The 24,115-nt window shown below is 64.9% G+C and carries 19 protein-coding genes; 8 read left to right on the top strand and 11 right to left on the bottom strand.

The window, feature by feature from the left end; translation table 11 throughout:
- Positions 1-27: 27 nt before the first annotated feature.
- The 4 genes from pstA to ppk1 all read right to left on the bottom strand — a co-directional run bounded on the left by pstA (position 28) and on the right by ppk1 (position 5,559).
- Entirely contained in the window at positions 28-882 is an 855-nt protein-coding gene (gene pstA, locus AC3WOB_RS25265) for a phosphate ABC transporter permease PstA (protein ID WP_013395582.1), read from the bottom strand.
- 26 nt (positions 883-908) lie between these two features.
- Positions 909-1,925 (bottom strand): phosphate ABC transporter permease subunit PstC, encoded by a 1,017-nt coding sequence (gene pstC / locus AC3WOB_RS25260; protein WP_013395583.1) that lies wholly within the window; start codon positions 1,923-1,925, stop codon positions 909-911.
- Positions 1,926-2,082: 157 nt separating this feature from the next.
- On the bottom strand, positions 2,083-3,123 hold the full coding sequence (gene pstS / locus AC3WOB_RS25255) for a phosphate ABC transporter substrate-binding protein PstS (RefSeq protein WP_013395584.1): 1,041 nt from the start codon (positions 3,121-3,123) through the stop codon (positions 2,083-2,085).
- 360 nt (positions 3,124-3,483) lie between these two features.
- A complete protein-coding gene (ppk1, locus tag AC3WOB_RS25250; RefSeq protein ID WP_013395585.1) occupies positions 3,484-5,559 on the bottom strand; it encodes a polyphosphate kinase 1 in 2,076 nt (691 codons plus the stop codon).
- A gap of 219 nt (positions 5,560-5,778) precedes the next feature.
- Between ppk1 and ppx the strand changes: the two genes are divergently transcribed.
- Positions 5,779-7,266, top strand: a complete 1,488-nt coding sequence (gene ppx / locus AC3WOB_RS25245) for an exopolyphosphatase (protein WP_207465381.1) — start codon at positions 5,779-5,781, stop codon at positions 7,264-7,266.
- Positions 7,267-7,442: 176 nt separating this feature from the next.
- Here the strand turns inward: ppx and AC3WOB_RS25240 are convergent, their stop codons facing one another.
- The 5 genes from AC3WOB_RS25240 to AC3WOB_RS25220 all read right to left on the bottom strand — a co-directional run bounded on the left by AC3WOB_RS25240 (position 7,443) and on the right by AC3WOB_RS25220 (position 13,392).
- Positions 7,443-8,243 (bottom strand): GNAT family N-acetyltransferase, encoded by an 801-nt coding sequence (locus AC3WOB_RS25240; RefSeq protein ID WP_492276521.1) that lies wholly within the window; start codon positions 8,241-8,243, stop codon positions 7,443-7,445.
- A gap of 211 nt (positions 8,244-8,454) precedes the next feature.
- On the bottom strand, positions 8,455-9,798 hold the full coding sequence (gene glmM, locus AC3WOB_RS25235) for a phosphoglucosamine mutase (protein ID WP_492276520.1): 1,344 nt from the start codon (positions 9,796-9,798) through the stop codon (positions 8,455-8,457).
- Positions 9,795-10,640, bottom strand: a complete 846-nt coding sequence (gene folP, locus AC3WOB_RS25230) for a dihydropteroate synthase (RefSeq protein ID WP_041654233.1) — start codon at positions 10,638-10,640, stop codon at positions 9,795-9,797. The genes glmM and folP overlap by 4 nt, the downstream gene beginning before the upstream one ends.
- Before the next feature lie 18 nt (positions 10,641-10,658).
- Complete coding sequence (ftsH, locus tag AC3WOB_RS25225) at positions 10,659-12,545, bottom strand: ATP-dependent zinc metalloprotease FtsH (protein ID WP_013395590.1); 1,887 nt, start codon at positions 12,543-12,545, stop codon at positions 10,659-10,661.
- Between the two features lie 214 nt (positions 12,546-12,759).
- Complete coding sequence (locus tag AC3WOB_RS25220) at positions 12,760-13,392, bottom strand: RlmE family RNA methyltransferase (RefSeq protein ID WP_013395591.1); 633 nt, start codon at positions 13,390-13,392, stop codon at positions 12,760-12,762.
- 18 nt (positions 13,393-13,410) lie between these two features.
- On the opposite strand from AC3WOB_RS25220, the gene AC3WOB_RS25215 reads away from it, so the two are divergent.
- Complete coding sequence (locus AC3WOB_RS25215; protein WP_013395592.1) at positions 13,411-14,010, top strand: YhbY family RNA-binding protein; 600 nt, start codon at positions 13,411-13,413, stop codon at positions 14,008-14,010.
- A 130-nt stretch (positions 14,011-14,140) separates the two neighbouring features.
- Here the strand turns inward: AC3WOB_RS25215 and greA are convergent, their stop codons facing one another.
- Positions 14,141-14,617, bottom strand: a complete 477-nt coding sequence (greA, locus tag AC3WOB_RS25210; protein WP_041654241.1) for a transcription elongation factor GreA — start codon at positions 14,615-14,617, stop codon at positions 14,141-14,143.
- A gap of 670 nt (positions 14,618-15,287) precedes the next feature.
- On the opposite strand from greA, the gene AC3WOB_RS25205 reads away from it, so the two are divergent.
- The gene (locus AC3WOB_RS25205) at positions 15,288-16,907 is read left to right on the top strand and encodes a methyl-accepting chemotaxis protein (protein ID WP_492276519.1); all 1,620 of its coding nucleotides are present in this window, start codon (positions 15,288-15,290) and stop codon (positions 16,905-16,907) included.
- Between the two features lie 52 nt (positions 16,908-16,959).
- Here AC3WOB_RS25205 and AC3WOB_RS25200 read toward each other — a convergent pair whose 3' ends face one another.
- A complete protein-coding gene (locus AC3WOB_RS25200; RefSeq protein ID WP_013395595.1) occupies positions 16,960-18,270 on the bottom strand; it encodes a solute carrier family 23 protein in 1,311 nt (436 codons plus the stop codon).
- A gap of 138 nt (positions 18,271-18,408) precedes the next feature.
- Here AC3WOB_RS25200 and AC3WOB_RS25195 point away from each other — a divergent pair, with 138 nt between their 5' ends.
- The 5 genes from AC3WOB_RS25195 to AC3WOB_RS25175 all read left to right on the top strand — a co-directional run bounded on the left by AC3WOB_RS25195 (position 18,409) and on the right by AC3WOB_RS25175 (position 24,097).
- A complete protein-coding gene (locus AC3WOB_RS25195; RefSeq protein WP_013395596.1) occupies positions 18,409-18,837 on the top strand; it encodes a FlxA-like family protein in 429 nt (142 codons plus the stop codon).
- A 129-nt stretch (positions 18,838-18,966) separates the two neighbouring features.
- Positions 18,967-20,292, top strand: a complete 1,326-nt coding sequence (locus AC3WOB_RS25190) for an ABC transporter substrate-binding protein (protein ID WP_492276518.1) — start codon at positions 18,967-18,969, stop codon at positions 20,290-20,292.
- 91 nt (positions 20,293-20,383) lie between these two features.
- A complete protein-coding gene (locus AC3WOB_RS25185) occupies positions 20,384-22,096 on the top strand; it encodes an ABC transporter permease (protein ID WP_013395598.1) in 1,713 nt (570 codons plus the stop codon).
- The gene (locus AC3WOB_RS25180) at positions 22,093-23,178 is read left to right on the top strand and encodes an ABC transporter ATP-binding protein (protein ID WP_492276517.1); all 1,086 of its coding nucleotides are present in this window, start codon (positions 22,093-22,095) and stop codon (positions 23,176-23,178) included. Before AC3WOB_RS25185 ends, AC3WOB_RS25180 begins: the two co-directional genes overlap by 4 nt.
- 10 nt (positions 23,179-23,188) lie before the next feature.
- Positions 23,189-24,097, top strand: a complete 909-nt coding sequence (locus AC3WOB_RS25175; protein ID WP_492276516.1) for a LysR family transcriptional regulator — start codon at positions 23,189-23,191, stop codon at positions 24,095-24,097.
- The last annotated feature ends 18 nt before the right edge of the window (positions 24,098-24,115 follow it).

Here is a 24,115-nt window from a genome sequence, read left to right as displayed (position 1 = left end):
GCGCCCAGCGCGCCGGCAAAGCGATCTTTACTTGCGGAACATGTTGCGGGCAATGATGTTGATGCCCAGCACCAGCAGCGTAATCAGCGTGGCGCCGGCCCATGCCAGGTTGTTCCAGTCCTTGAAGGGGCTGGCGGCGTATTGGTAGATCACGACCGGCAGGTTGGCCATCGGGCCATTCATGTTCAGGGACATGAACTGGTTCGACAGCGCGGTGAACAGCAGCGGCGCGGTTTCGCCGGAGATCCGGGCGATGGCCAGCAGCACGCCGGTGATGATGCCGGTCTTGGCGGCGCGATAGCACACCAGGGTGATCATGCGCCACTTGGGGCAGCCCAGCGCGGCCGCGGCTTCGCGCAGGCTGTTGGGCACCAGCAGCAGCATGTTGTCGGTGGTGCGCACCACGACCGGGATCACCAGGATGGACAGCGCGATGGCGCCGGCCCAGCCGGAGTAGTGTCCGACCTGGGCCACATACACGGCGTAGATGAACAGACCGATGATGATGGACGGGGCCGACAGCAGCACGTCGTTGAGGAAGCGCGTGGCGGGCGCCAGCCAGCCGCGCTGGCCGTATTCGGCCAGGTAGGTGCCGGCCAGAATGCCCACGGGCGTGCCAATGAGCGTGCCCACGCCAGCCATCATCACGCTGCCGAAGATGGCGTTGATCAGGCCGCCAGTCTGCCCCGGCGGCGGCGTGATCTCGGTGAAGAGCGTGTACGAGAGCGCGGGAGCGCCTTTCATCAACAGCGTCAGAATGATCCAGAACAGCCAGAACAGCCCGAACATCAGCGTCCCCAGCGACACGGTCAGCATGATGCGGTTGATCACGCGACGCCGGCGATAGGTGCCGTTCTGCATATTGAGTACGGATACAGCCATGATCTTTTCCTTGTGCTCGCGGCGCGTCAGGTTTTCTTGCCTTCGCCGGCGGACAGGCGAACCAGCAGCATCTTGGCCAGGGCCAGCACGATGGTCGTGATCAGGAACAGGATCAGGCCCAGTTCCAGCAGCGCCGACTTCTGTATGCCGCCCGCTTCATTGAATTCGTTGGCCAGCGCCGAGGCGATCGAGTTGCCCGGCGAGAACAGCGATCCGGACCACTTGAAGGCGTTGCCGATGACGAAGGTCACGGCCATGGTCTCGCCGAGGGCGCGACCCAGGCCCAGCATGATGCCGCCGATGACGCCCGACTTGGTATAGGGCAGTACCACGCGCCACATCACTTCCCAGGTTGTGCTGCCCAGGCCGTAGGCGGATTCCTTCAACATCGCCGGCACCAGTTCGAACACGTCGCGCATGACGGCGGCGATGAACGGGATGATCATGATCGAGAGGATCAGGCCGGCGGTGAAGATGCCGATGCCGAAGGGCGGGCCTGCGAAGATGCCGCCGATCACGGGCAGGCTGCCCAGCGTGGCGATCATGAAGGGCTGCACATACTGCTGGAATACGGGGACGAAGACGAACAGGCCCCACATGCCGTAGATGATGGACGGAATGGCGGCCAGCATTTCGACCGCGGTGCCCAGCGGGCGGCGCAGCCAGGTGGGCGACAGTTCGGTCAGGAAGATGGCGATGCCGAAAGACACGGGCACGGCGATGATCAGGGCGATGGCCGAGGTCAGCAAGGTGCCGATGATGGGCACCACGGCGCCGTAGTTCGAATTGACCGGATCCCAGTCATTGAGCCAGAGGAACGACAGGCCGTATTTGGCCAGCGACTCGCGGCTGCCGTAGATCAGGGAAACAAGAATCGCCGCCAGCAGGATGAACACCAGGAAGGCGAACAGGCGGGTCAGATTCTTGAATAGCGCATCCATCAGCGCGTTTTTGTTTTGCTTCATAGGCGAAGGCGTGCCGGTAGTCACGGAGTCCGCCACGCTGGGCGGAAGCGGCACACTATTATCCATTACCGCGCTCATGGATGGACTTTCCTTAGGAAACCTTGGGGGAGAACTTCGAAGGTCTTGCTGCGGACCGCCCCTGCCGTTGCGCTATTGCAGAACGCCGGGGACGGCCGCTGAGGGGTTGCGCGGCAGAGGCTTGGCATCGCTGCCGGCCCGCGCCGCGCTCCATCCATTACTTCCAGACGGCCTTGCCGTCGGCGGCCTTGACTTCGCCCCAGGCGGCGCGGATTTCCTTGGTCACGGCTTCCGGCAGCGGCACGTAGTCCATGGCTTCGGCCGACTTGGCGCCGTTCTTGAAGGCCCAGTCGAAGAATTCCAGGACAGCCTTGCCCTGAGCCGGCTTGTCTTGCGACTTGTGGATCAGGATGAAGGTGGCGGCGGTGACGGGCCAGGAGTCAGCGCCCGGCTCGTCGGTCAGGACCACGCCCATGCCCGGCGCGCTCTTCCAGTCGGCGTTGGCGGCCGCGGCGGCGAAAGCCTTCTGCTCCGGCTGGACGAACTTGCCGTCCTTGTTCTGCAACTGCGTCCAGGCCAGCTTGTTCTGCTTGGCGTAGGCGTATTCGACGTAGCCGATCGAGTTCTTCAACTGGCCGACGTAGGCGGCGACGCCTTCGTTGCCCTTGCCGCCCTGGCCCACGGGCCACTTGACGGCCTTGCCTTCGCCCACGGTCGACTTCCAGTCCGGCGACACCTTGGACAGGTAGTTGGTCCAGCCGAAGGTGGTGCCCGAGCCGTCCGAACGGTGCACGACGATGATGTCGGCCGAGGGCAGCTTGAGGTCGGGGTTCATTGCCTTGATGGCGGCGTCATCCCACTTCTTGATCTTGCCCAGGAAGATGTCGGCCAGGACCTTGCCCGACAGCTTCAGCTTGCCGGGTTCGATACCGTCGACGTTCACCACGGCAACCGTGCCGCCGATGACGGCCGGGAATTGCAGCAGGCCGTTCTTTTCCAGGTCGGCTGCCTTCATGGGATCGTCCGAGGCGCCGAAATCGACGGTCTTGGCGATGATCTGCTGCTGGCCGCCGCCCGAACCGATGGACTGGTAGTTGACGGCGCTGTTGGTGGCAGCCTTGTAGTCGGACGCCCACTTGGCGTAGATCGGGTACGGGAACGATGCGCCGGCGCCGGTCACGTCGGCGGCCTGGACGGCAAACACGGCGGCGCTCAGCGCGACGCCCAGGGAAACTTGTTTGAAGACACGTTTGAACATCAGGGTTCCTTCTGTGCTCGTTGGAGGAGTCTGGCAGGCTTTGGAAACTGCCTGTCTTTCAGCGACCCTCGAATATTAAAAGCCTCACATGACAGGATAGTGACAGTCATGTTGTCCCCCCCGAGGCGCTGCGCGCCTCCCCCCAGGGGGCGCCGGTGGCGGACCGGCGGAGCCGGATCCGCGCGGCCTGGATTGGGGGACGCACTGCCTCGAACGGCGCCGAGGGCGCGCGGGCAAGCCCGAGAGACGAGGGAGAGCGCGGGAATGAGAGAGCGGACGGGGGAACGGCGGTCTGCTTTGGAACACCGCCCCGCGGCCCTGCCCCCCCGGACGGCGGCGGGGCTGTGGGACGGCGGGACGTTACACGCCCAGCTTCTGCATCAGGTACTGGTGCACGTTGAAGGGCTCGCGGCGGCTCTTGACGCGGGCGTAGTCGCCGTCGGCCTGCTGCTGCCAGGCCAGCTGATTGTCGCGCAGCGCATAGGTGAAGGCTTCGTCGATGACGCGCTTCTTCAGGGTCTTGTCGTAGATCGGGAAAGCGATCTCGACCCGGCGGAAGAAATTGCGGTCCATCCAGTCGGCCGACGACAGGTACACGGTCTCTTCGCCCTCGGCGTAGAAATAGAAGACCCGCGAATGCTCCAGGAAGCGGCCGACGATGGAACGCACCCGGATGTTCTCGGACAGCCCCGGCACGCCGGCGCGCAGCGCGCACACGCCGCGCACGATCAGGTCGATCTTCACGCCGGCCTGGCCGGCCTTGTAGAGTTCCTCGATGATCTGCTCTTCCAGCAGCGAGTTCATCTTGGCCATGATGCGCGAACGCTTGCCGGCCTTGGCCGCCCGGGCCTCGGCGCGGATCAGCGCCACCATGCCGTCGTGCATGGTGAAAGGCGACTGCATCAGCGCCTTGAGCGAACGGCGCGCGCCCAGCCCGGTCAGCTGCGCGAACACCTTGTCCATGTCCTCGCACAGCTTCGGATCGGCGGTGAGCAGGCCGAAGTCGGTGTACAGCCGCGCCGTGCGCGGATGGTAGTTGCCCGTGCCCAGGTGGGCATAGCGGCGCAGGCGCCCTTTCTCGCGGCGCAACACCACGGCCATCTTGGCGTGCGTCTTGTGCGCCACCACGCCGTACACCACGTGCGCTCCCACCTCTTCCAGCTTGGAGGCCCAATTGATATTGGTCTGCTCGTCGAAGCGGGCCATCAGCTCCACCACCACCGTCACTTCCTTGCCGGCGCGCGCGGCGGCCAGCAGGATCTTCATCAGCTCGGAATCCTCGCCGGTGCGGTAAATGGTCTGCTTGATCGCCATGACGTCCGGATCCAGCGCGGCGGCGGTCAGGAAGTCGATGACCGGCTGGAAGGACTGGTAGGGATGGTGCAGCAGGCGGTCCTGCTCGGCCACGGCCTCGAACAGTTCGGCCGGTTTGTCGCCGACGCGGTCGAACGGCGCCGGCACGGGCGCCCGGTAATCCGGGAACAGCAGGTCCGGACGCGAATCCGAATTGCACAGCTGCATCAGGCGCGACAGGTTCACCGGCCCGGGCACGCGGTAGGTGTCCTCCGCCTTGAGCGAGAACTCGCGCTGCAGGAAGTGCTCCAGCTCGACCGGCGTCAGCTTGTCGATTTCCAGACGCACCGCTGCGCCGAAGTTGCGCTGGGACAATTCGCCCTGCAAGGCGTGCCGCAGGTTGGTGACTTCTTCCTCGTCCACGAACAGGTCGCTGTTGCGCGTGACCCGCCACTGGTAACAGCCCAGCATCTCCAGCCCCGGGAACAGCTCGCCCACGAAGGCGCGCAGCAGCGAGGTCAGCAGGATGTAGCCCTCGGGCTGGCCGGAGAGCTCCTGCGGCATCTTGATCAGGCGCGGCAAGGCGCGCGGCGCCTGCACCACGGCGATCGAGGCCTGGCGGCCGAAGGCGTCGGCGCCGGACAGCGACACAATGAAATTCAGGCTCTTGTTGTAGACGCGCGGAAACGGATGCGCCGGGTCCAGCCCGATAGGCGTCAGGAGCGGCATCACATCGCGGTTGAATACGTCCCGCGCCCATTCCTGCTGTTGCTGATTCCACTCGGACGCGTGGTGCAGCGAGATGCCCTCGGCATGCATGGCCGGCAGGATCTCGTCATTGAGCAGGTTGTACTGGCGGTTGACCAATTCGTGCACCGCCTGCTGCACGTTCTCGAACGCCTGGTCCGGCGTCATGCCATCCGGCCCCACCAGATTCGGCGACTGGCGCTGCTGCTCCTTCAGGCTGGAAATCCGGATCTCGAAGAACTCGTCCAGGTTGGAACTGACGATGCACACGTAGCGCAGGCGTTCCAGCAAGGGAGTCTTGGGGCTCTCCGCCATCGCCAGCACGCGTTCGTTGAATTTCAGCAGCGACAGTTCGCGGTTCAGAAGCAAGGGCTCGGCAGGAGGGCGTGAGGGCATACCGGATTCCATACGTAGGGAGAGCGTGGAGTTTTACTGCAAAAAAGTGACGGTTCCATGACACTACGTCAAAAACGTAGCGTACGCTAAAAGCGGGACATATAGCGGGGCGGCCATGCACCGCAAGCCCCTGTTCCGTAAGAAAAAAAGCGTAACCGGGAGCGCTGTCACATGGGGTCTCTATAATCGGCCCACCTCTCAGCCAATATTACGAGCCGCATGGATCAACTTCTGGCCGCGGTGGACCTCGGGTCCAACAGCTTCCGCCTCTCCATCGGACGCATCGTTCAACAGGACGGTACGCCCCAGATCTATCAGATCGACCGCCTCAAGGAAACCGTCCGGCTCGCGGCCGGCCTGGACTCCGAAAAACGGCTGGGCGACGACGCCATCGACAGGGCCATCGCGGTGCTGGAACGCTTCGGCGACCGCCTGCGCAGCTTCCACCCCAACCGGGTCCGCGCCGTTGCCACCAACACCTTCCGCGTCGCCCGCAACACCCGCGACTTCCTGCCGCGCGCCGAAGCCGCGCTGGGCTTTCCCATCGAAGTCATCGCCGGCCGCGAAGAGGCCCGCCTGATCTTCTCGGGCGTGGTCCACACCCTGCCCCCCTCGCCCAACAAGCGCCTGGTCATCGACATCGGCGGCGGCTCCACCGAAGTCATCATCGGCAAGGGCCATGAGCCCGGGCTGATGTCCTCGCTCTACATGGGCTGCGTCAGCTACAGCCGCCAGTTCTTCTCGGACGGCGTGGTCGACGCGCATCAGATGAAGCAGGCCGAACTGGCCGCTCGCCGCGAGATCGAAGTCATCGCCAAGCAGTACCGCAAGATGGGCTGGAAAGAGGCCTACGGCTCTTCCGGCACGGCCAAGGCGCTGTTCGCCATCCTGACCGAATGCCGCTTCTCGGACCGCGGCATCACGCGCGCCGGCCTGAACAAGCTGAAGGAGCGCATCATCCGCTCCGGCCGCGTGGTTCCGTCCGAACTGCCCGGCATCAAGATCGAACGCTCGGACGTGCTGCCGGGCGGCCTGGCCATCATGAGCGCCCTGTTCGACGAACTGGGCATCGACGTCATGCACACCGGCGACGGCGCCTTGCGCCTGGGCGTGCTGTACGACCTGCTGGGCCGCGACGACGAGCACGACAAGCGCGACGAATCGGTGCGCCAGTTCATGAAGCGCTACCACGTCGACGTCAACCAGGCGCGCCGCGTGCACCACGCCGCGCTCACCCTGTTCGACGCGCTGTTCCCGGACGGCCCGGAACGCGCCGAGCTGCGCCCCGCGCTGGGCTGGGCGGCCGATCTGCATGAAGTGGGCCTGTCCATCGCCCACAATGCGTACCACAAGCATACTGCCTACGTGCTGGAAAACGCCGACATGCCGGGCTTCTCGCGCGCCGACCAGCAACTGCTGGCGCTGCTGGCGCTCGGCCATCAGGGCAAGCTGACCAAACTAGAACCGCTGGTGCGGTCGCGCGCGCAATGGAAGGCCATCCTCAGCCTGCGTCTGGCGGTGCTGCTGTTCCGCCGCCGCAACGAAATCGAGCCGCTGCCGCTGACGGCATCGGTGCGCGACAACTCCATCGTGGTGCGCGTCAACCGCGAATGGCTGGCGCAACATCCCCTGAGCGACTTCACGCTGCGCGCGGAAGAAGCCGAGTGGAACAAGGTCGGATTTTCGTTCGAACTGCTGGAGTTCTGAGGATCGGGCCTGGCGCCCGCAATGTTTGCATCCGGCCCCGCACTGCGGGGCCGGCGTCATCTAGAACGGCGAAAGATCGGTTTCGCGATCCAGCCGCTTGAGCTCCATGCGCAAGGGCCGGGTGGCTCGCCGTATCAGTCTGATCTTCATGCGGCGGAGCAGGCGGCGCATGATGGTCAGCGCTGGGCAGTGGCGGGCTGGTCCAGCCCGAAGTGGCGGCGATAGCGCTCGTCCATGCGATCCATCTTGAGCAGCACCGGAAAATCCGCGGCATTGAAGTCCGGATCCCAGGCGGGCTCGCCACAGACCTTGGCGCCCAGCTTCAAATAGCCCTTGATCAGCGGCGGCACGCGCGCCGGCAGGGTGCTGTTGAGCTTTTCCACCGGATAGCGGTGCAACGGCGTCACGCGCGGCTCATCGCCTTGCGGCAACTGCTTGGAAATGGTGCGCCACACTTCGGCGGCGGTCACGCCGTCGTCGCGCAGGCTGACGCTGGCGCAGCCCAGCACGTATTGGTAGCCGCCGCGGCGCAGGTATTCGGCCAGCCCCGACCACAGCAGCATGATGACGCCGCCACTACGGTAGTCGGGGTGCGTGCAGGAGCGGCCGACTTCGACCAGCTCGTCCTGGATGGAACCCAGCCCGGACAGGTCGAACTCGGACTGCGAGTAATAACCGCCAGCCTCCCGCGCCTTTTCCGGCGTCAGGATGCGGTAGGTGCCGACAACGCGGCCCGTATCCAGCTCGCGGACCATCAGATGTTCGCAGAACGGATCGAAGCGGTCTTGCTCGATGCCGTCCTGGGCGTCGGGGAACACCGCGCCCATGTCCTCGGTGAAGACGTCGTAGCGCAGGCGTTGAATCTGCTCGATTTCTTCAGCGGTGCGCGCCAAGCCCACCACCAGCACCTTGGCGGCGGCGCCGGTCCAAGGTTCTGCGGCATTACGGCTCGGATTGATGCGTGCTAATTCCAGCATTGCGCGAAGCTCCTAGAGAGTCCAGCCAGTGTGGACGCCCTGTATGTCAAAGACTTGACCAATATGTTACGTGACTATGAAGTTTAGTCTGGAGCGAATAAATCAATCCTCCGCCCAAATCGACAAAACTTTACAAATCTATACAGCCCTTGAACAAACAAGGCCACCCGTCACGCGCCGGGTGGCCTTGCTTGGAATCGGGGGCCGGCGTTTATCCCAGGCTGGCCGCAAGCTTCTCGGCGCAGGAGACGGCCAGGGCTTCGTCTTCGGCCTCGACCATCAGGCGCAGCTTCGGCTCGGTGCCCGAGGCGCGGATCAGGATGCGGCCGCGGCCGTCCAGTTCCGCTTCGACCGTCTTGCGCGCAGCGCTCAGGCCGGCGTGCGTCTTCCAGTCCTGGCCCGGGGTCAACGGCACGTTGATCATCTTCTGCGGATACATGCGCAGATCGCTCACCCACTCCGACAGTCCGACCGAATTGCGGCGCAGCGCGGTCAGGACCTGCAGCGCGGCGACAATGCCGTCGCCGGTCGAATGGCAATCCAGGCACAGCAGGTGGCCGGAGCTTTCGCCGCCGTACAGCCAGCCACGCGCCTGCATCTGCTCCAGCACGTAGCGGTCGCCGACGTTGGCGCGTTCGAAGCCCACGCCCAGGCGCTGCATTTCCCGCTCGAAGCCGAAGTTGGTCATCAGCGTGCCGACCACGCCCTCCACCTTGCCGCGCTGCATGCGTTCGCGGACGATGGCGTACATGAGTTCGTCGCCGTTATAGATGCGGCCTTCGCCGTCCACCATCTGCAGGCGGTCGGCGTCGCCGTCCAGCGCGATGCCCAATTGAGCGCCGCGAGCCTGCACTTCCTTGGCCAGCAACTCAGGGTGCATCGCGCCTACGCCCTTATTGATGTTGAAGCCGTCCGGATTGACGCCGATGGCATGCACCTCGGCACCCAGTTCGCGGAACACATGGGGCGCGATGTTGTAGGCGGCGCCGTGGGCGGCGTCCACCACGATCGTCATGCCGTTCAGGTCCAGATCGTTGGGGAAAGTGCTTTTGCAGAACTCGATATAGCGGCCCTGCGCATCGCCCATGCGGCGAGCGCGTCCCAGGGCTTCCGAAGCGACGCAGCCCAACGGTTCATCCAGGGCGGCTTCGATGTCGGCCTCGATCTCGTCGGGCAGCTTCATGCCCTGCGCCGAAAAGAACTTGATGCCGTTGTCCTGGTACGGATTGTGCGAAGCGCTGATGACAATGCCCGCCACCAGGCGCAGCGCCCGGGTCAGGTAGGCCACTGCGGGCGTGGGCACCGGGCCGGCCAGCAGCACGTCGATGCCCGCGGCCGACAGCCCGGCTTCCAGCGCCGACTCCAGCATGTAGCCGGAAATCCGCGTGTCCTTGCCGATCACGACCTGCGGACGGCTGCCGCCGCGCACGGCGTGCTCGCGCGCCAGCACGCGGCCGGCCGCGTAGCCCAGGCGCAGGGCGAATTCGGCGTTGATCACCGGACCGCCGACTTCACCGCGGACACCGTCGGTACCGAAATATTTGCGTCGAATCATGAACTGATTGCTCCTTGTTCTGCCGCGTGCCATACCTTGAGCGCGTCAACCGTGGCCGCCACATCGTGCACACGCACGATGGAAGCGCCACGCGCCACGCAGGCAAGCGCCGCGGCGATGCTGCCGGGCAACCTGTCGCCCACGGGCCGGCCGGTAGCCTGGCCGATCATGGATTTGCGCGACAGGCCGATCAGCAATGGATAGCCGGCGCTGCGCAAGCTGGACAGCCGGCGCAGCAGTTGGAAATTCTGGTCGCCCGTCTTGCCGAAGCCGAAGCCCGGGTCCAGCACGATGCGGCGAGGATCGATCCAGGCGGCGCGCAACTTGTGCGCGCGAGCCCCCAGGAAGAGCCCGATTTCACCGATCAGGTCGGAGTATTCGGGTGGGGCGGCCTGCATGGTGCGGGGCTCGCCCTTCATGTGCATCACGCATAGCCCGCAGCGCGAATGCGCCACCGCCTCGACGGCGCCGGGCTGCCTGAAGCCATAAATGTCGTTGATCATGTCCGCGCCGGCGTCCAGCACGGCGCGCATGACTTCCGGCTTGAAGGTGTCGATGGACAGGGGCACGCCGCAATCGCGCAGCGCCTCCATCACCGGCAGCAGTCGGGCCAGTTCGTCGGCCACCGAGACCGGATCCGCCCCGGGGCGCGTGGACTCGCCGCCCAGATCCAGGATCTGGGCGCCTTCGGCGATCAATTGGCGCGCATGCGCCACTGCGGAATCGGTATCGTCGTGCTGGCCTCCGTCGGAAAACGAATCCGGCGTGACGTTGACGATACCCATGACAAGCGGGCGCTCGAGATCAAACTCGAAGCGCCCGCAAAGGAAGTTATTTGCCATAACTCAGGATGAGCAGCCTCAGACAGCGGCAGCCGTATTGCCACCTGCCGCCAGGCCCGTGGGCGGCGTGTCGGACGTATCCGACGGACCCTGAGGCGTCTTCGGGGGACGCGGGGGGCGGCCCTCGATGATGTCGTTGATCTGGTCCGCGTCGATGGTTTCCCATTCGAGCAGCGCCGAGGTCATCACTTCGACCTTGTCGCGGTTGTCTTCCAGGATCTTGCGCGCAACGCTGTACTGCTCGTCGATGATGCGGCGGATCTCGGTATCCACCTTCTGCATGGTGGCTTCCGACATGTGCGTCGTCTTGGTGACGCTGCGGCCCAGGAACACTTCGCCTTCGTTCTCGGCGTAGACCATGGGACCCAGTTCGTCGGTCATGCCGTAGCGCGTGACGATGTCGCGGGCGATGGCGGTGGCGCGTTCGAAGTCGTTCGAGGCGCCCGTCGTCATCTGGTCCATGAAGATTTCTTCGGCGATGCGGCCACCGAACAGCACGGCGATGGTGGACAGCAGGCGGCCCTTGTCCATGCTGTAGCGGTCGGTCTCAGGCAGCTGCATGGTCACGCCCAGCGCACGGCCGCGCGGGATGATGGTGACCTTGTGGACCGGGTCGGTCTTGGGCAGCAGGCGGGCGACGATCGCGTGGCCGGACTCGTGGTACGCGGTGTTCTTGCGCTCTTCTTCGGGCATCACGATGGAGCGGCGTTCCGCACCCATGATGATCTTGTCCTTGGCCTTTTCGAAATCGGACATGTCGACCGTGCGGCCATTGCGGCGGGCGGCGAACAGCGCGGCTTCGTTGACCAGGTTGGCCAGATCGGCGCCGGAGAAGCCCGGGGTGCCGCGCGCCAGGACGGTCGCGTCGACGTTGGGCGACAGCGGGACCTTGCGCATGTGGACCTTCAGGATCTGCTCGCGGCCGCGGATATCGGGCAGCGGCACCACGACCTGACGGTCGAAGCGGCCCGGACGCAGCAGCGCGGGATCCAGCACGTCGGGACGGTTGGTCGCGGCGATGACGATGACGCCCTGGCCGGACTCGAAGCCGTCCATTTCCACCAGCATCTGGTTCAGCGTCTGTTCGCGTTCATCGTTGCCGCCGCCCAGGCCGGCGCCACGCTGGCGGCCAACCGCATCGATTTCGTCGATGAAGATGATGCAGGGAGCATGCTTCTTGGCGTTTTCGAACATGTCGCGCACGCGGGCAGCGCCCACGCCGACGAACATTTCAACGAAGTCGGAACCCGAGATGCTGAAGAACGGCACCTTGGCTTCGCCCGCGATGGCCTTGGCCAGCAGCGTCTTGCCGGTACCCGGCGAGCCGACCATCAGCACGCCGCGCGGAATGCGGCCGCCCAGCTTCTGGAACTTGCTGGGGTCGCGCAGGAAATCGACCAGCTCCTGGACGTCTTCCTTGGCTTCGTCGCAGCCGGCGACGTCGGCAAAGGTGATCTGGTTGGTGTTCTCGTCGAGCATGCGGGCGCGCGATTTACCGAAGCTGAATGCTCCGCCCTTGCCGCCGCCCTGCATCTGGCGCATGAAGAAGACCCAGACGCCGATCAGCAACAGCATGGGGAACCACGACACGAAGATGCTCATCAGCAGCGATTGCTCTTCGCGCGGCTTGCCCGAGACCTGGACGCCGTACTTCAGCAGATCGGAGACCATCCAGAGGTCGCCCGGCGAAGTCAGCGTGTAGGCACGGCCTGCGTCAGGGGTGACGTACAGCACGTCGCCCTGGACGTCGACCTTGCGGATACGTCCCGCCTTGGCGTCGTCCATGAACTGCGTGTAAGTCACGCCGTCCTGGGTCTGAGCGCGTCCGTCGAACTGTTTGAAGACGGTGAACAGCACGAGGGCTATCACCATCCAGACAGCGACTTTCGAAAATGAATTATTCAAGGTCGATCTCCTGCTTTCGATTCCGACCGGCGACCGCGCACCCGCATATGGCACAGTCACAAGTATGTCAATAGCTCATTCTACCCTGTCAGACCAGATTGCGTCCCGGGATGGCTGAGCCCCTTTAAGTTTTGTCTGATTCGCGAATTTTCTGGTCGTTGTCCCGGCAGGCTGTGAGTTTTTCGGACTTGGGGCGATGCGCCCCGAATCCGGGCTACTTCAGATCGCGCGCAACCAGAAAGGTTTCGGAGGATTTGTCCCGCGATGCCTTCGGCTTGCGTTCGACCACCCGCTTGAAGCGCTGCTTGAAGGACTCCACGATCTGCGAAAAGCCGCTGCCGTGGAAAGCCTTGACGATCAGCACCCCGTTGGGCTTCAGGTGGGCGCAGGAGAATTCCATCGCCAACTCGCACACATGCTGGATGCGCGCGGAATCGGCAATACCCACCCCTGACAAGTTGGGGGCCATGTCGGAAATAACAAGATCCACCGCGCGCGATCCGACCATGTCTTCCAATTGTTTCAGAACTTCATCATCGCGGAAGTCGCCCTGGATGAATTCCACGCCCGCCACGGGCTCCATGGGCAGCAGGTCGAGCGCAATGATGCGGCCGTCCACGACCCCACCCGGCCCCGCCAGGCGCTCGCGCGCCACTTGGGACCAGCTGCCGGGCGCCGAGCCCAGATCGACCACCAGGTCGCCCCGGCGCATCAGCTTTTCGGTATCCAGGATCTCGATCAGCTTGAAGGCGGCGCGGGCCCTGTAGCCCTTCTGTTGCGCCAGCTTCACATAGGGATCGTTGATGTGCTGGTGAATCCAGTCTTTGGAGAATTTATTCTTGGCCATTACCGTACAATTCCACGCATGCCTATATTAGAACTTACCTCTCGTGAGCGCAGCGACCTTCGGTCCGCCGCTCACCCTCTGCGCCCCGTCGTCCTGATTGGCGACAATGGCCTGACCGAAGCCGTGCTCAAGGAAATCGACCTGGCACTGACTTCGCATGGCCTCATCAAGGTGCGCGCCGGCGGTGATGACCGCGAGGCCCGCGACGCAATGCTGTCGACCATCTGCGACACGCTTTCCTGCGCTCCCGTGCACCACCTGGGCAAGACGCTGATCCTGTTCCGCCCGCTGGCCGGCAATATCAAGCCCGCCGCGCTGGCCGCCATGGAACCCGAACGCCCCGCCAAGCGCCGCGCCTCCGAGCCGCATACGCCCAAGAAGCTGGCCGCCGAAGGCAAGACCCTGGCAAAGCGCCCTCGCCGCAGCGAATCCGAAGAGCCCAAGCCGAAGACGCGCTTCGTGCCCCAGGACCAGCTCAACAAGAACGGCAAGCCCATGCGTCCCGGCACCAAAAAGACCACTGCCAGCGGTCACGGCATTCCCCGCCGCGGCGGCAGCGCGCTCAGCCTGCGGGCCGGGGCACGCAGCGGCACCAGCCGCAAGTCGTCGAAAAGGTAAGCGCCGGGCACAAAAACGGGCGCTTTACGCGCCCGGTCCACCATAGCGATCCGCATTAAACCGCGGAATTCAGTCGAACGCACGGTTCGAACCATGGTGTTTTGACAACATCCAGCTTACTACATTGGCGTCAGATGTAACGGACGCCCAGGACTTCATACTCGCGAACGCCAGCCGGGGCCACGACCTCGACCACGTCGCCTTCGCTCTTGCCGATCAACGCGCGCGCCACCGGGCTCGACACGGAAATCAGGTTCGACTTGATGTCGGCTTCAACGTCGCCGACGATCTGGTACGTCACGCGATCGCCCGAATCCAGGTCCTCGATGTCGACGGTGGCGCCAAACACGGCGCGGCCTTCGGCCTCAAGGGCGGTCGGGTCGATCAGATGGGCATTGGAAAGCGTGCCTTCAAGCTCGGCAATCCGGCCCTCGATAAAGCCTTGGCGCTCGCGAGCTGCGTCATATTCGGCATTTTCCGACAGATCACCCTGCGCACGCGCTTCAGCGATCGCGTTGATAACGGCAGGACGTTCCACGGTTTTCAGCCGCTGGAGCTCTTCTTGCAAGCGCTCGGCCCCGCGCACGGTCAAAGGAATGGCAGACATGTCGTTTCCCAAACAAAAGTAGAAAACGCCCCGGACGGAGCGTTCTCGGTGAAGGTCGTAATCCTGGCGCGCGCCGTCGATCGGGGTATCGACATTGACGAGCGGCGCGGACGACCAAAACAAAACCCCGGCTCGGGTCGGAACCGGGGCAATCAAGGTCATATTGTGGTCAAAGTCCACGGGAATTGCAAGCCGCCGGAGAAAACGCCGTTTTCGCCGCATTTCGCCGCTGTAACCCGCTAAAACCCGCTAAAACCCGTCATTTCTTTCAGGTTTTCCCGATTCACCCGGAAGCCCGGTGGCACGGACTCAGCGCGGTGCATCTGCCGGCGCTCATGTTGCATAAAAACTACTTTTCGATAGTTTTTTGCCTTGCAGTAGAAAAGCAACTCCCAAAAACGCCAGGAAAACGGGGCTAAGGCAGTATAAAACAACAAATTGTGTCATTAATAACAATTAAATACATATTGCATTAAGAGAACTATCGCTTGCGCAGGGCCTGGCGGATCACAAGCACAAGCCAGGCGCAAGAGTCTTATTTTTGCGGGTGTTTGCAGTGGTGGCGGACGCATCGCAGCCATCCGGCGCGACGTTCGCCGTTCCGCCAGGCGGCGGGCGGCCGGGGCCGTTCCCGCACGCAGCGGATCGCGTTCAAGAACGAGGAGCTCTCATGCTGGAAAAACTGAAAGTCCGTACTGGAATGCTGCTGGTTCTGGGCTGCTTTGTGGTCGCCCTGACGCTGGCTTGCGGCTTGAGCTGGATGAACGCCGAGAAAAGCGTGACCGAGATCAAGGACCTGAACAATGTCGCGGTCCATCAGGTCGACCCGCTCTACGAAGCCAACGCCGCTCTGCTGCGCGCGCGGCTGGCGCTCGGCGCTGGGATGGCCTCCATGCAGGCCGGCGGCATGGACCAGGCCGGGCTGGCTGGCGAGGAAGCCGCCAACCACCTGAAGCAGGCGCGCGAGCGTTTCGCCCGCTACATGGCCGTACCCAAGAGCCCGCGCGGTGAGCAGCTAGCCCAGACGCTGCAGGGGCGATTCACCGAATACGCCGCCATCCTGGACACGCTGGAGTCCAACATCAAGGCACGCTCGCCAGCCAAGTACCGTCAGGACGAGGGGCGGCTGCCCCAGGCCGACGCCTACTTCATGAAAGACATGCAAGCCTTCCTGGGCCGGGTCCAGGAGCGTAGCGACGGCGTGCTGGCAAGCTCCGAGCAGACCTACGCCACCGCACGGATCTCGGCGGTCGCGCTGATATCGGTCGCCCTGCTCCTGACCGCGCTGTGCTGGACCTTCATCCGGCGCGCCGTGCTCCGTCCGCTGCAGGAGGCCGGCCGGCACTTCGATCGCATCGCGGCCGGCGACCTGACGAACCGCGTGGAGACCCGCTCCAACAATGAGATCGGCGTCCTGTTCGCCTCGCTCAAACGCATGCAGGAAGGCTTGACCCGCACCGTAACGTCGGTCCGACAGGGAGTAGACGAGATCAACGTGGGCGCGGCTGAAATCGCGGCCGGCAACGCCAACCTGTCGGTGCGCACCGAAGAGCAGGCCGCGGCGCTAGAGGAAACGGCTTCGACCATGGAAGAGCTGGCGGTCACCGTCAAGCAGAACGCGGAGAACGCCGCCCAGGCCAATCAGTTGGCTGCGGTCAGCATGGACGTGGCGCAACGCGGCGGCCAGAACGTGGAGCAGGTAGTGGCCACCATGCACGGCATCTCGGACAGCTCGCGGCGGATCTCGGACATCGTGTCGGTGATCGACGGCATCGCTTTCCAGACCAATATCCTCGCGCTGAACGCCGCAGTCGAGGCCGCGCGCGCCGGCGAACAGGGCAAGGGCTTTGCCGTGGTAGCGGGCGAAGTCCGTACGCTGGCCCAACGCGCCGCACAGGCCGCCAAGGAGATCAAGACGCTGATCGAGGCCTCGGTGGACACCGTCGCCGCCGGATCGGCCCAGGTCGCTGCCACCGGGCAGACCATGCAGGAAATCGTGGATTCGGTGCAAAGGGTGGCCGCGATCATGGCTGAAATTTCAGCAGCGTCGGCCCAGCAGGCCGGCGGCATCGACCAGGTCAGCCTGGCGATCACGCAGATGGACGAGGTCACGCAGCAGAATGCCGCGCTGGTCGAGGAAGCCTCCGCCGCAGCGGCCGCGATGGAGGAACAGGCGCGGCGCCTGGCGGAGGCAACCTCCGTATTCAAGACGCAATCGGGACAGGTGATCGAGGCGGCGCCGGTGGCGCTAACCGGCACGGGCGCCGCCTCGCGGCTGTCGCGCACCTAGGCGCGCCAGCCGGCCATGCGCGGGACGCCAGGTCCGCGCATGGCCGCGCCGCTTACTTCCTGCGGCGCAGCAGGGCGTACAGGATGATGGCGCCGAAGGTGGCGGTGCCGATGCCGCCCAGCGTGAAATTGCCCAGCTTGACCGTGAAGTCGCCCGCGCCCAGCACCAGCGTGACCGCGGCCACAATCAGGTTGCGGTTGTCGCTGAAGTCCACCTGGTTGACCACCCAGATGCGGGCGCCGGCGATGGCGATCAGACCGAACACCACCACCGACATGCCGCCCAGCACGGGCGCGGGGATCATCTGGATCAGCGCGCCGAACTTGGGCGAGAAGCCCAGCACGATGGCGATCAGGGCCGCCACCACGAACACCAGCGTCGAGTAGATACGTGTGACTGCCATCACGCCGATGTTCTCGGCATAGGTGGTGACGCCCGTGCCGCCCACCGCGCCGGACACCATGGTGGCGACCCCGTCGCCGACGAAGGCGCGGCCCAGGTAGCGGTCCAGGTCCTGGCCGGTCATGGCGCTGACCGCCTTCACGTGGCCCAGGTTCTCGGCCACCAGGATGATGGCGACGGGCACGATCAGGCCCATGGCCTCGGCCTTGAACACCGGCGCGGCGAAGTGCGGCAGGCCGAACCAGGCCGCGGCGGCCACGCCGGAGAAATCGATGGGCTTGCCCAGGCCCATGCCGTTGGCGAGGATGCCGTACAACACGCAGGCCAGGATCATGCCGACCAGGATCAGCAGGCGCTGCACCATGCCCTTGGTGAACACGGCGATGCCGCCCACGCAAAGGATGGTCACCATGGACATCACGCTGTCAAAGCCCGACGCGCCCATCGCGCCCTTGGCGGCGATAGGGGCCAGGTTCAGGCCGATGACCGCGACCACCGCGCCCGTGACCACGGGCGGCATCAGGGTGTCGATCCAGTTCGCGCCGCCCCCGGCCCTCGCGTTGACGAACCAGACGATCAGGCCGATCAGCGTGTAGGCCAGGCCGCAGGCGATGATGGCGCCCAGGGCCACGCCGATATTGGCGTTGGCGCCACCGCCGGCATAGCCGGTCACCGCGATCACGCCGCCGATGAAGGCGAAGCTGGAGCCCAGGTAGCTGGGAACGCGGCCGCCGACGAACAGGAAGAAGATCAGGGTGCCGATCCCTGACATCAGGATGGCGACGTTCGGGTCAAAACCCATCAGCAGCGGCGCCAGCACGGTGGAGCCGAACATGGCGACCACGTGCTGCGCGCCCATGGCCACGTTCTTGGGCCAGGACAGTCTTTCATCGGGCGCGATGATGACGCCGGGTTCGGAGTCGTCCGCCAGGCGCCAGCGTGGAAAGTAGGAATTGGACATGGATATCCCAAAGTAGGTGTTGGGTGTGAGCGGGCGCCAGTGTAAAGGGGGCCGCAAACGGGCGGCAATGCTTAAGTTCACCGTCAGAATGCCGTACTAGTGAAAACCCCGAAATCCTCATAGGCGGCAGGAGCAATCATGGCGATCGATCCCATCAGCGGCAGTTCCCGAATCAACAGCCTGGCCGACCTCTGGGCCCAGAAGATCCAGGCCAACAAGGAAGCCAAGAGCGCCTCGGACGCGGAAGCGAGTACGGTGTCCGCGGACGGCAAGATCCGCGTCAACGCCCCCGGCGGCCTGAAAATGGGCAACGTGCAGGAAACCAAGGAAACCGAAGACTCCAGCAACGACGACGCCTACACGCGCCAGATCAAGGAACTGCAGAAGCAGCTCAAGCGCGTGATGGACCAGATCGCCAAGGTCAAGGCCAGCGGCATGCCGGCCGAAATGAAGGCCCAGCAACTGATGGCGCTCAATGCCCAGGCGATGCAGATCCAGCAGCAGATCACAGCAGTGATGGACAAGCAGGCCCGGGCCATGCAAGGCGGCGTATCCGCCACCGCCTAGCGGGCAAGGCACGGCGCCCCGCGCGGCCGGGGCGCCCGCATTGATGGCGCGCATCAAAATTTCTGATTGGACGCTGTCCAGGCCGGCCAGTACTGTCTCCGGACAAATCTAAAACCACGGAGACAAACCATGCATGCAATGCGCACAGCCCTTGCAGGTGCGGTGCTGGCCGTTTGCGCGGCCCCTGCCCTGGCAGGCACCGTCACGGTGATCACGTCGTTCCCCAAAGACCTGACCCAGGCCTACAAGACGGCCTTCGAAAAGGCCAACCCCGGCATCACGCTGGAAATCCTGAACAAGAACACCGTGTCGGGCATCGCCTATGTGCGCGAAACGCCCGCCGGCCAGCGTCCCGAGGTGTTCTGGGCCAGCGCGCCCGACGCCTTCGAAGTGCTGGGCCGCGACAAGCTGCTGGCGAACTCCGCCGACGTGGCCAACAAGCAGGTGCCGGACAAGATCGGCAACTACCCCATCAACGATCCGGGCGGCATGTACCTGGGCCAGGCCCTGGCCGGCTACGGCATCATCTACAACACGCGCTACATCGCCGCGCACAAGATCCCCGCGCCGGTCGAATGGAAGGACCTGCTGTCGCCGCAATGGTTCGGCCACGTCGGCATCACTTCGCCGTCGCGCTCGGGCACCATGCACCTGACCGTGGAAACCATCCTCCAGGGCGAGGGCTGGGATGAGGGCTGGAGCACGCTGCTGCGCATGTCGGGCAACAGCAGCGCGGTCACCGAGCGCTCGTTCGGCGTGCCCGATGGCGTGAACAACGGCCAGTTCGGCGCCGGGCCGGTGATCGACTTCTTCGGCCTGTCCAGCAAGTATTCCAAGTTCCCGGTGGAATTCGTCTACCCCTCCGAAACCGCCATCGTGCCGGCCAACATCGCGTTGATCCAGGGCGCGAAGAACACCGAGGAAGGCAAGAAGTTCATCGCCTTCACGCTCAGCCAGGCCGGGCAGGAACTGCTGCTGGAGCCCAAGATCTCGCGCCTGCCGGTGCTGCCCTACACGGCGCTGGCCGGCAAGATTCCCCAGGGCTATCCCGACCCCGCCGAAATCGCCAAGCGCAGCAAGGTGCAATTCAACGCCGACCTGTCGCAGTCGCGCTACTACGTGGTGCAGTCGCTGTATGACCAGACGGTGACGTTCCGCCTGAAGGAACTGCAGGCCGCCACCAAGGCCATCTACGACGCCGAAGCCAAGCTGGGCGACAAGGCCAAGAGTGGCAAGGCTGCCGAGCTGCTGGCACAGGCCCGCAAGCTGACCTGGGCGCCGCTGGTCGACGGCAAGAAGGCCGCGGATCCGGCGTTCCTGGCGATCTTCGCGGGCAACAAGAAGGACGCCGCCGTGAACCAGCAGATCACCCAGCTGGAAGGCGAGTGGAACGGCCGTTCCAAGGCGAACTATGAAGAAGCCGTGAAGCTCGCCAAGCAGGCTGCCGCGCTCTAGGCCGCCACACCCGCAGGACGCGCGCGGGCCGGACGGGACCAGTCCCGTCCGCCGCCGCGGTTTTCCCCTGGCAACGATTTCGGGAATCTCGATGAATTCTTCGGGCCACTCGCGCCTGCCCGTCGGCCCCTTGCTGACGGCGCTACTGGTGTTCGGTTTTCTGCTGCTGTTTTTGGCCGTGCCAGTGGGCACGGTGTTCTACAGCGCCTTCGTGAACGCCGACGGCAGCTTCACCATGGGCCATTTCGGCGCCTTCTTCAACCAGCCGCTGATGAAGGAAGCCTTCTTCAACAGCCTCTACGTAGCGGGCTGGTCGGCGCTGCTAGCCTCGCTCATCGCCGTGCCGCTGGCGTACTTCACCGTGCGCTTCGACTTCCGCGGCGCGCTGCTGATCCAGACGCTGGGCGTGCTACCGCTGATCATGCCGCCCTTCGTGGGCGCGGTCGCGATGCAACTGATCTTCGGCCGCTCGGGCAGCGTGAACCTGCTGCTCAACGACTGGTTCGGCTTCACCATTCCGTTCATGGAAGGCTTGAACGGCGTCATCTTCGTGGAGTCGCTGCACTACTTCCCGTTCATCCTGATGAACCTGGTGGTGGCGCTGCGCAATATCGACGGCGCCATGGAGGAAGCGGCCTTCAACCTGGGCTCGCGGGGTTTCCGCCTTTTCCGCCGCGTGATCTTTCCGCTGGCCCTGCCCGGTTACGTGGCCGGCGCGTCCCTGGTGTTCGTCAAGGTATTCGACGACCTGGGCACGCCGCTGGTGCTGGGCACCACCAACATGCTGGCGCCGCAAGCCTATCTGCGCATCACGCAGGTCGGTCTGGAAGACCCGCTGGGGTATGTGATCAGCGTCATCATGGTCGGGTTCTCGATCCTGGCCCTGTGGCTGTCGGCGCGCGTGCTCAAGGGCCGCGACTATTCCACCCTGCAGAAGGGCGGCAGTTCCATCCAGAAGCGCAAGCTGCGGCCGATGGAAAGCGTGCTGGCCTATGGCTGGATCATCCTGGTGCTGCTGCTGGTGCTGTCGCCGCACATGGGCGTGCTGCTGCTGTCGCTGGCCAGCGTCTGGAGCTTCGCGCCGCTACCGGACGGCTATACGCTGGCGCATTACTCGGCGGTGTTCTCCGAATCGCAGGGCATGATTGCCAACACCCTGCTCTATTGCGGCCTGGCCGCGGGCGTGGACGTGATCCTCGGCACCGCCATTGCGTACCTGATGCTGCGCACCCGGCTGCCCGCGCGGCAGTGGCTGGACTTCCTGGCCTCCGCCGCGCTGGCGATCCCGGGCATCGTGCTGGCTATCGGTTTTCTGCGCACCTTCCGCGGCATCGAACTGCCGGGCACCGGCACCCTGCTGACCTCGTCGTGGATCATCATCATGATCGCGTACTCGGTAAGGCGGCTGCCTTATGCGTTGCGCTCCTGCGTGGCGTCGCTGCAGCAGATCAACATCTCGTTGGAGGAAGCCGCGCAATCGCTGGGGGCGACCCGCATGAGCACGATACGCCGCGTGGTGGTGCCGCTGATGGCCGGCGGCATGCTGGCAGGCTTCGTTACCAGCTTCGTGACAGCGGCGGTAGAGCTTTCAGCCACCATCATGCTGGTGACCAAGGACAGCCAGGCGCCCATGAGCTACGGCATCTATCTGTACATGCAGAGCGCGGCGGGCCGGGGCCCGGGCGCTGCGCTCGGCGTCCTGGCGGTGGCCGCAGTGGCCATCGGCACGTATGTATCGCACCTGCTGGTGGAGCGCGCCCAGTCGCGCCAGCGGCCGGCTCGCAATGAAGGGGAATCCGCATGAAGAAAGTCAGCGTCGAATGCCGCAACATCCGGCTGTCCTACGGCAAGACGGAAGTGCTCAAGGACGTCAACATCAGCATCGAGCCCGGCGAGTTCTTCGCCTTGCTGGGACCGTCAGGCTCGGGCAAGTCCACGCTGCTGCGCCTGATCGCCGGCTTCAACCGGCACAGCGCCGGACAGCTGCTGGTGGACGGCAAGGACATCAGCGGCACGCCGCCCTGGAACCGCAATATCGGCATGGTGTTCCAGAACTACGCCCTGTGGCCGCACATGACGGTGTGGGACAACGTGGCCTTCGGCCTGGTCGAACGCAAGCTGCCGCGCGCCGAGATCCGCGCCAAGGTGGAAGCCGCGCTGGACCTGGTCGGCCTGTCCCAGTACGGCAAGCGCCGGCCCAACCAGCTTTCCGGCGGGCAGCAGCAGCGCGTGGCCCTGGCCCGCACCATCGTCATCGAGCCCCAGGTGCTGCTGCTGGACGAGCCGCTGTCCAACCTGGACAAGAAGCTGCGCGTGCAGATGCGCCAGGACTTGCTCAGCCTGCAGCGCCGGCTCGGCATCACCACCATCTTCGTCACCCACGACCAGGAAGAAGCCATGACCACCGCCGACCGCATGGCGGTGCTGGACCATGGCGTGGTCCAGCAGATCGGGGCGCCCAGCACCTTGTTCGACTATCCGGTCAACCGCTTCGTCGCCAACTTCGTGGGCACGATGAACGTGCTGGAAGGCGATGTGCGCGAACGCACCAGCGGCAGCCTGGTGCTGGCGGTGGAAGGCGTGGGCGACCTGCGCTTGCCGCTTGCCGGAGAAGCGCCGGCCGCGTCGCGGTTGGCGGCCAGCTTCCGTCCGCATACCGTGCAGATCGAAATGGCGGACGGGCTGGGCGACGCGCGCTACGTCTGGCTGCCGGGCATCGTGGAAAGCAGCGAGTTCCTGGGCGAATTTACCCGCTATCAGGTGCAGATCGGCGAACAGCGGCTGACGGCGGACCAGTCGCATCTGGCGGGGCTGTCGCCCTTCCCGATCGGCGCCCCGGTCTCCATCGGGCTGGAACCTACCCAAGTGCGGCTGCTGGCGGCCTAAACTCTGGCCCATGGAAATCTATCAGATCCGCGCCTTCGTCACGGTCGCCCGGCTGGGCAACCTGACGAAGGCGGCCGAGGCGCTGTCGCTGACCCAGCCTGCCGTGACCGCCCAGATCAAGGCGCTGGAGCAAAGCCTGGGCGTGGCGCTGTTCGACCGCAGCGGCGGCCGGCTGGCCCTGGCCAAGGCCGGCGAGGTGTTGCTGCCCACCGCCGAATCGCTGCTGGTGCTGGGCGCGCAGTTCAAATCCGAGGCCCAGCAGCTGCAGGGCAGCCTGCATGGCGCGGTCGAACTTGGCGTGCCCAGCGAGAAGCCGGACTTCCTGCGCCTGGGTGAACTGGCCTCGGCCGTCACCCAGCGCCTGCCGCTGGTCGAACTCAAGACCCAGACCCTGCCCGCCGCCGCGCTGGCCGAGCAAGTCAGCACCGGCCGCCTGCCGGCGGCGCTGATCATCGCCGCCAATCCGCCGCGCGGCGTGCTCTGGCAGCCGCTGCGCAGCGTGCGCTACCGCATCGCCATGCCCCGCGAGCACGCCGCGGTGCTCAAGCGCGGCGGCTGGCGCGAGGTGGCGCAATTGCCCTGGCTGGACGGCCCCGCTGGCAGCCACACGCACCTGCTGCTACGCGATATGTTCGAACGCCATGGCCTGTCGCCGCGCATCGTGATGCAGAACGACGACCAGGCCAACCTGGACGCGCTGGTGCGCGCGGGCGCCGGTTGCGCCCTGCTGCGCGAGGAAGCGGCGCTGGCGGGCGCGGCCTCGAACGACTTCATCGTCTGGGGCCAGGCGCGCGTCGACGCCATGCTCGGATTCATCCTGCCCTACGAGCGCGCTAGCGAGCCCGCGCTGGTCGCGTTAAGCTCGATCATTCAAACCATCTGGAAACCGCGCGCGCCCATCGCGCCGGCCCAGCTTTAATTCTGCATCAAGATCGTA

Source organism: Achromobacter sp. FW305-C-30-7, from assembly GCF_058783105.1.
The sequence above is the reverse complement of the archived record's forward strand: the minus strand, read 5'-3'. Positions and strand labels throughout refer to the sequence as shown.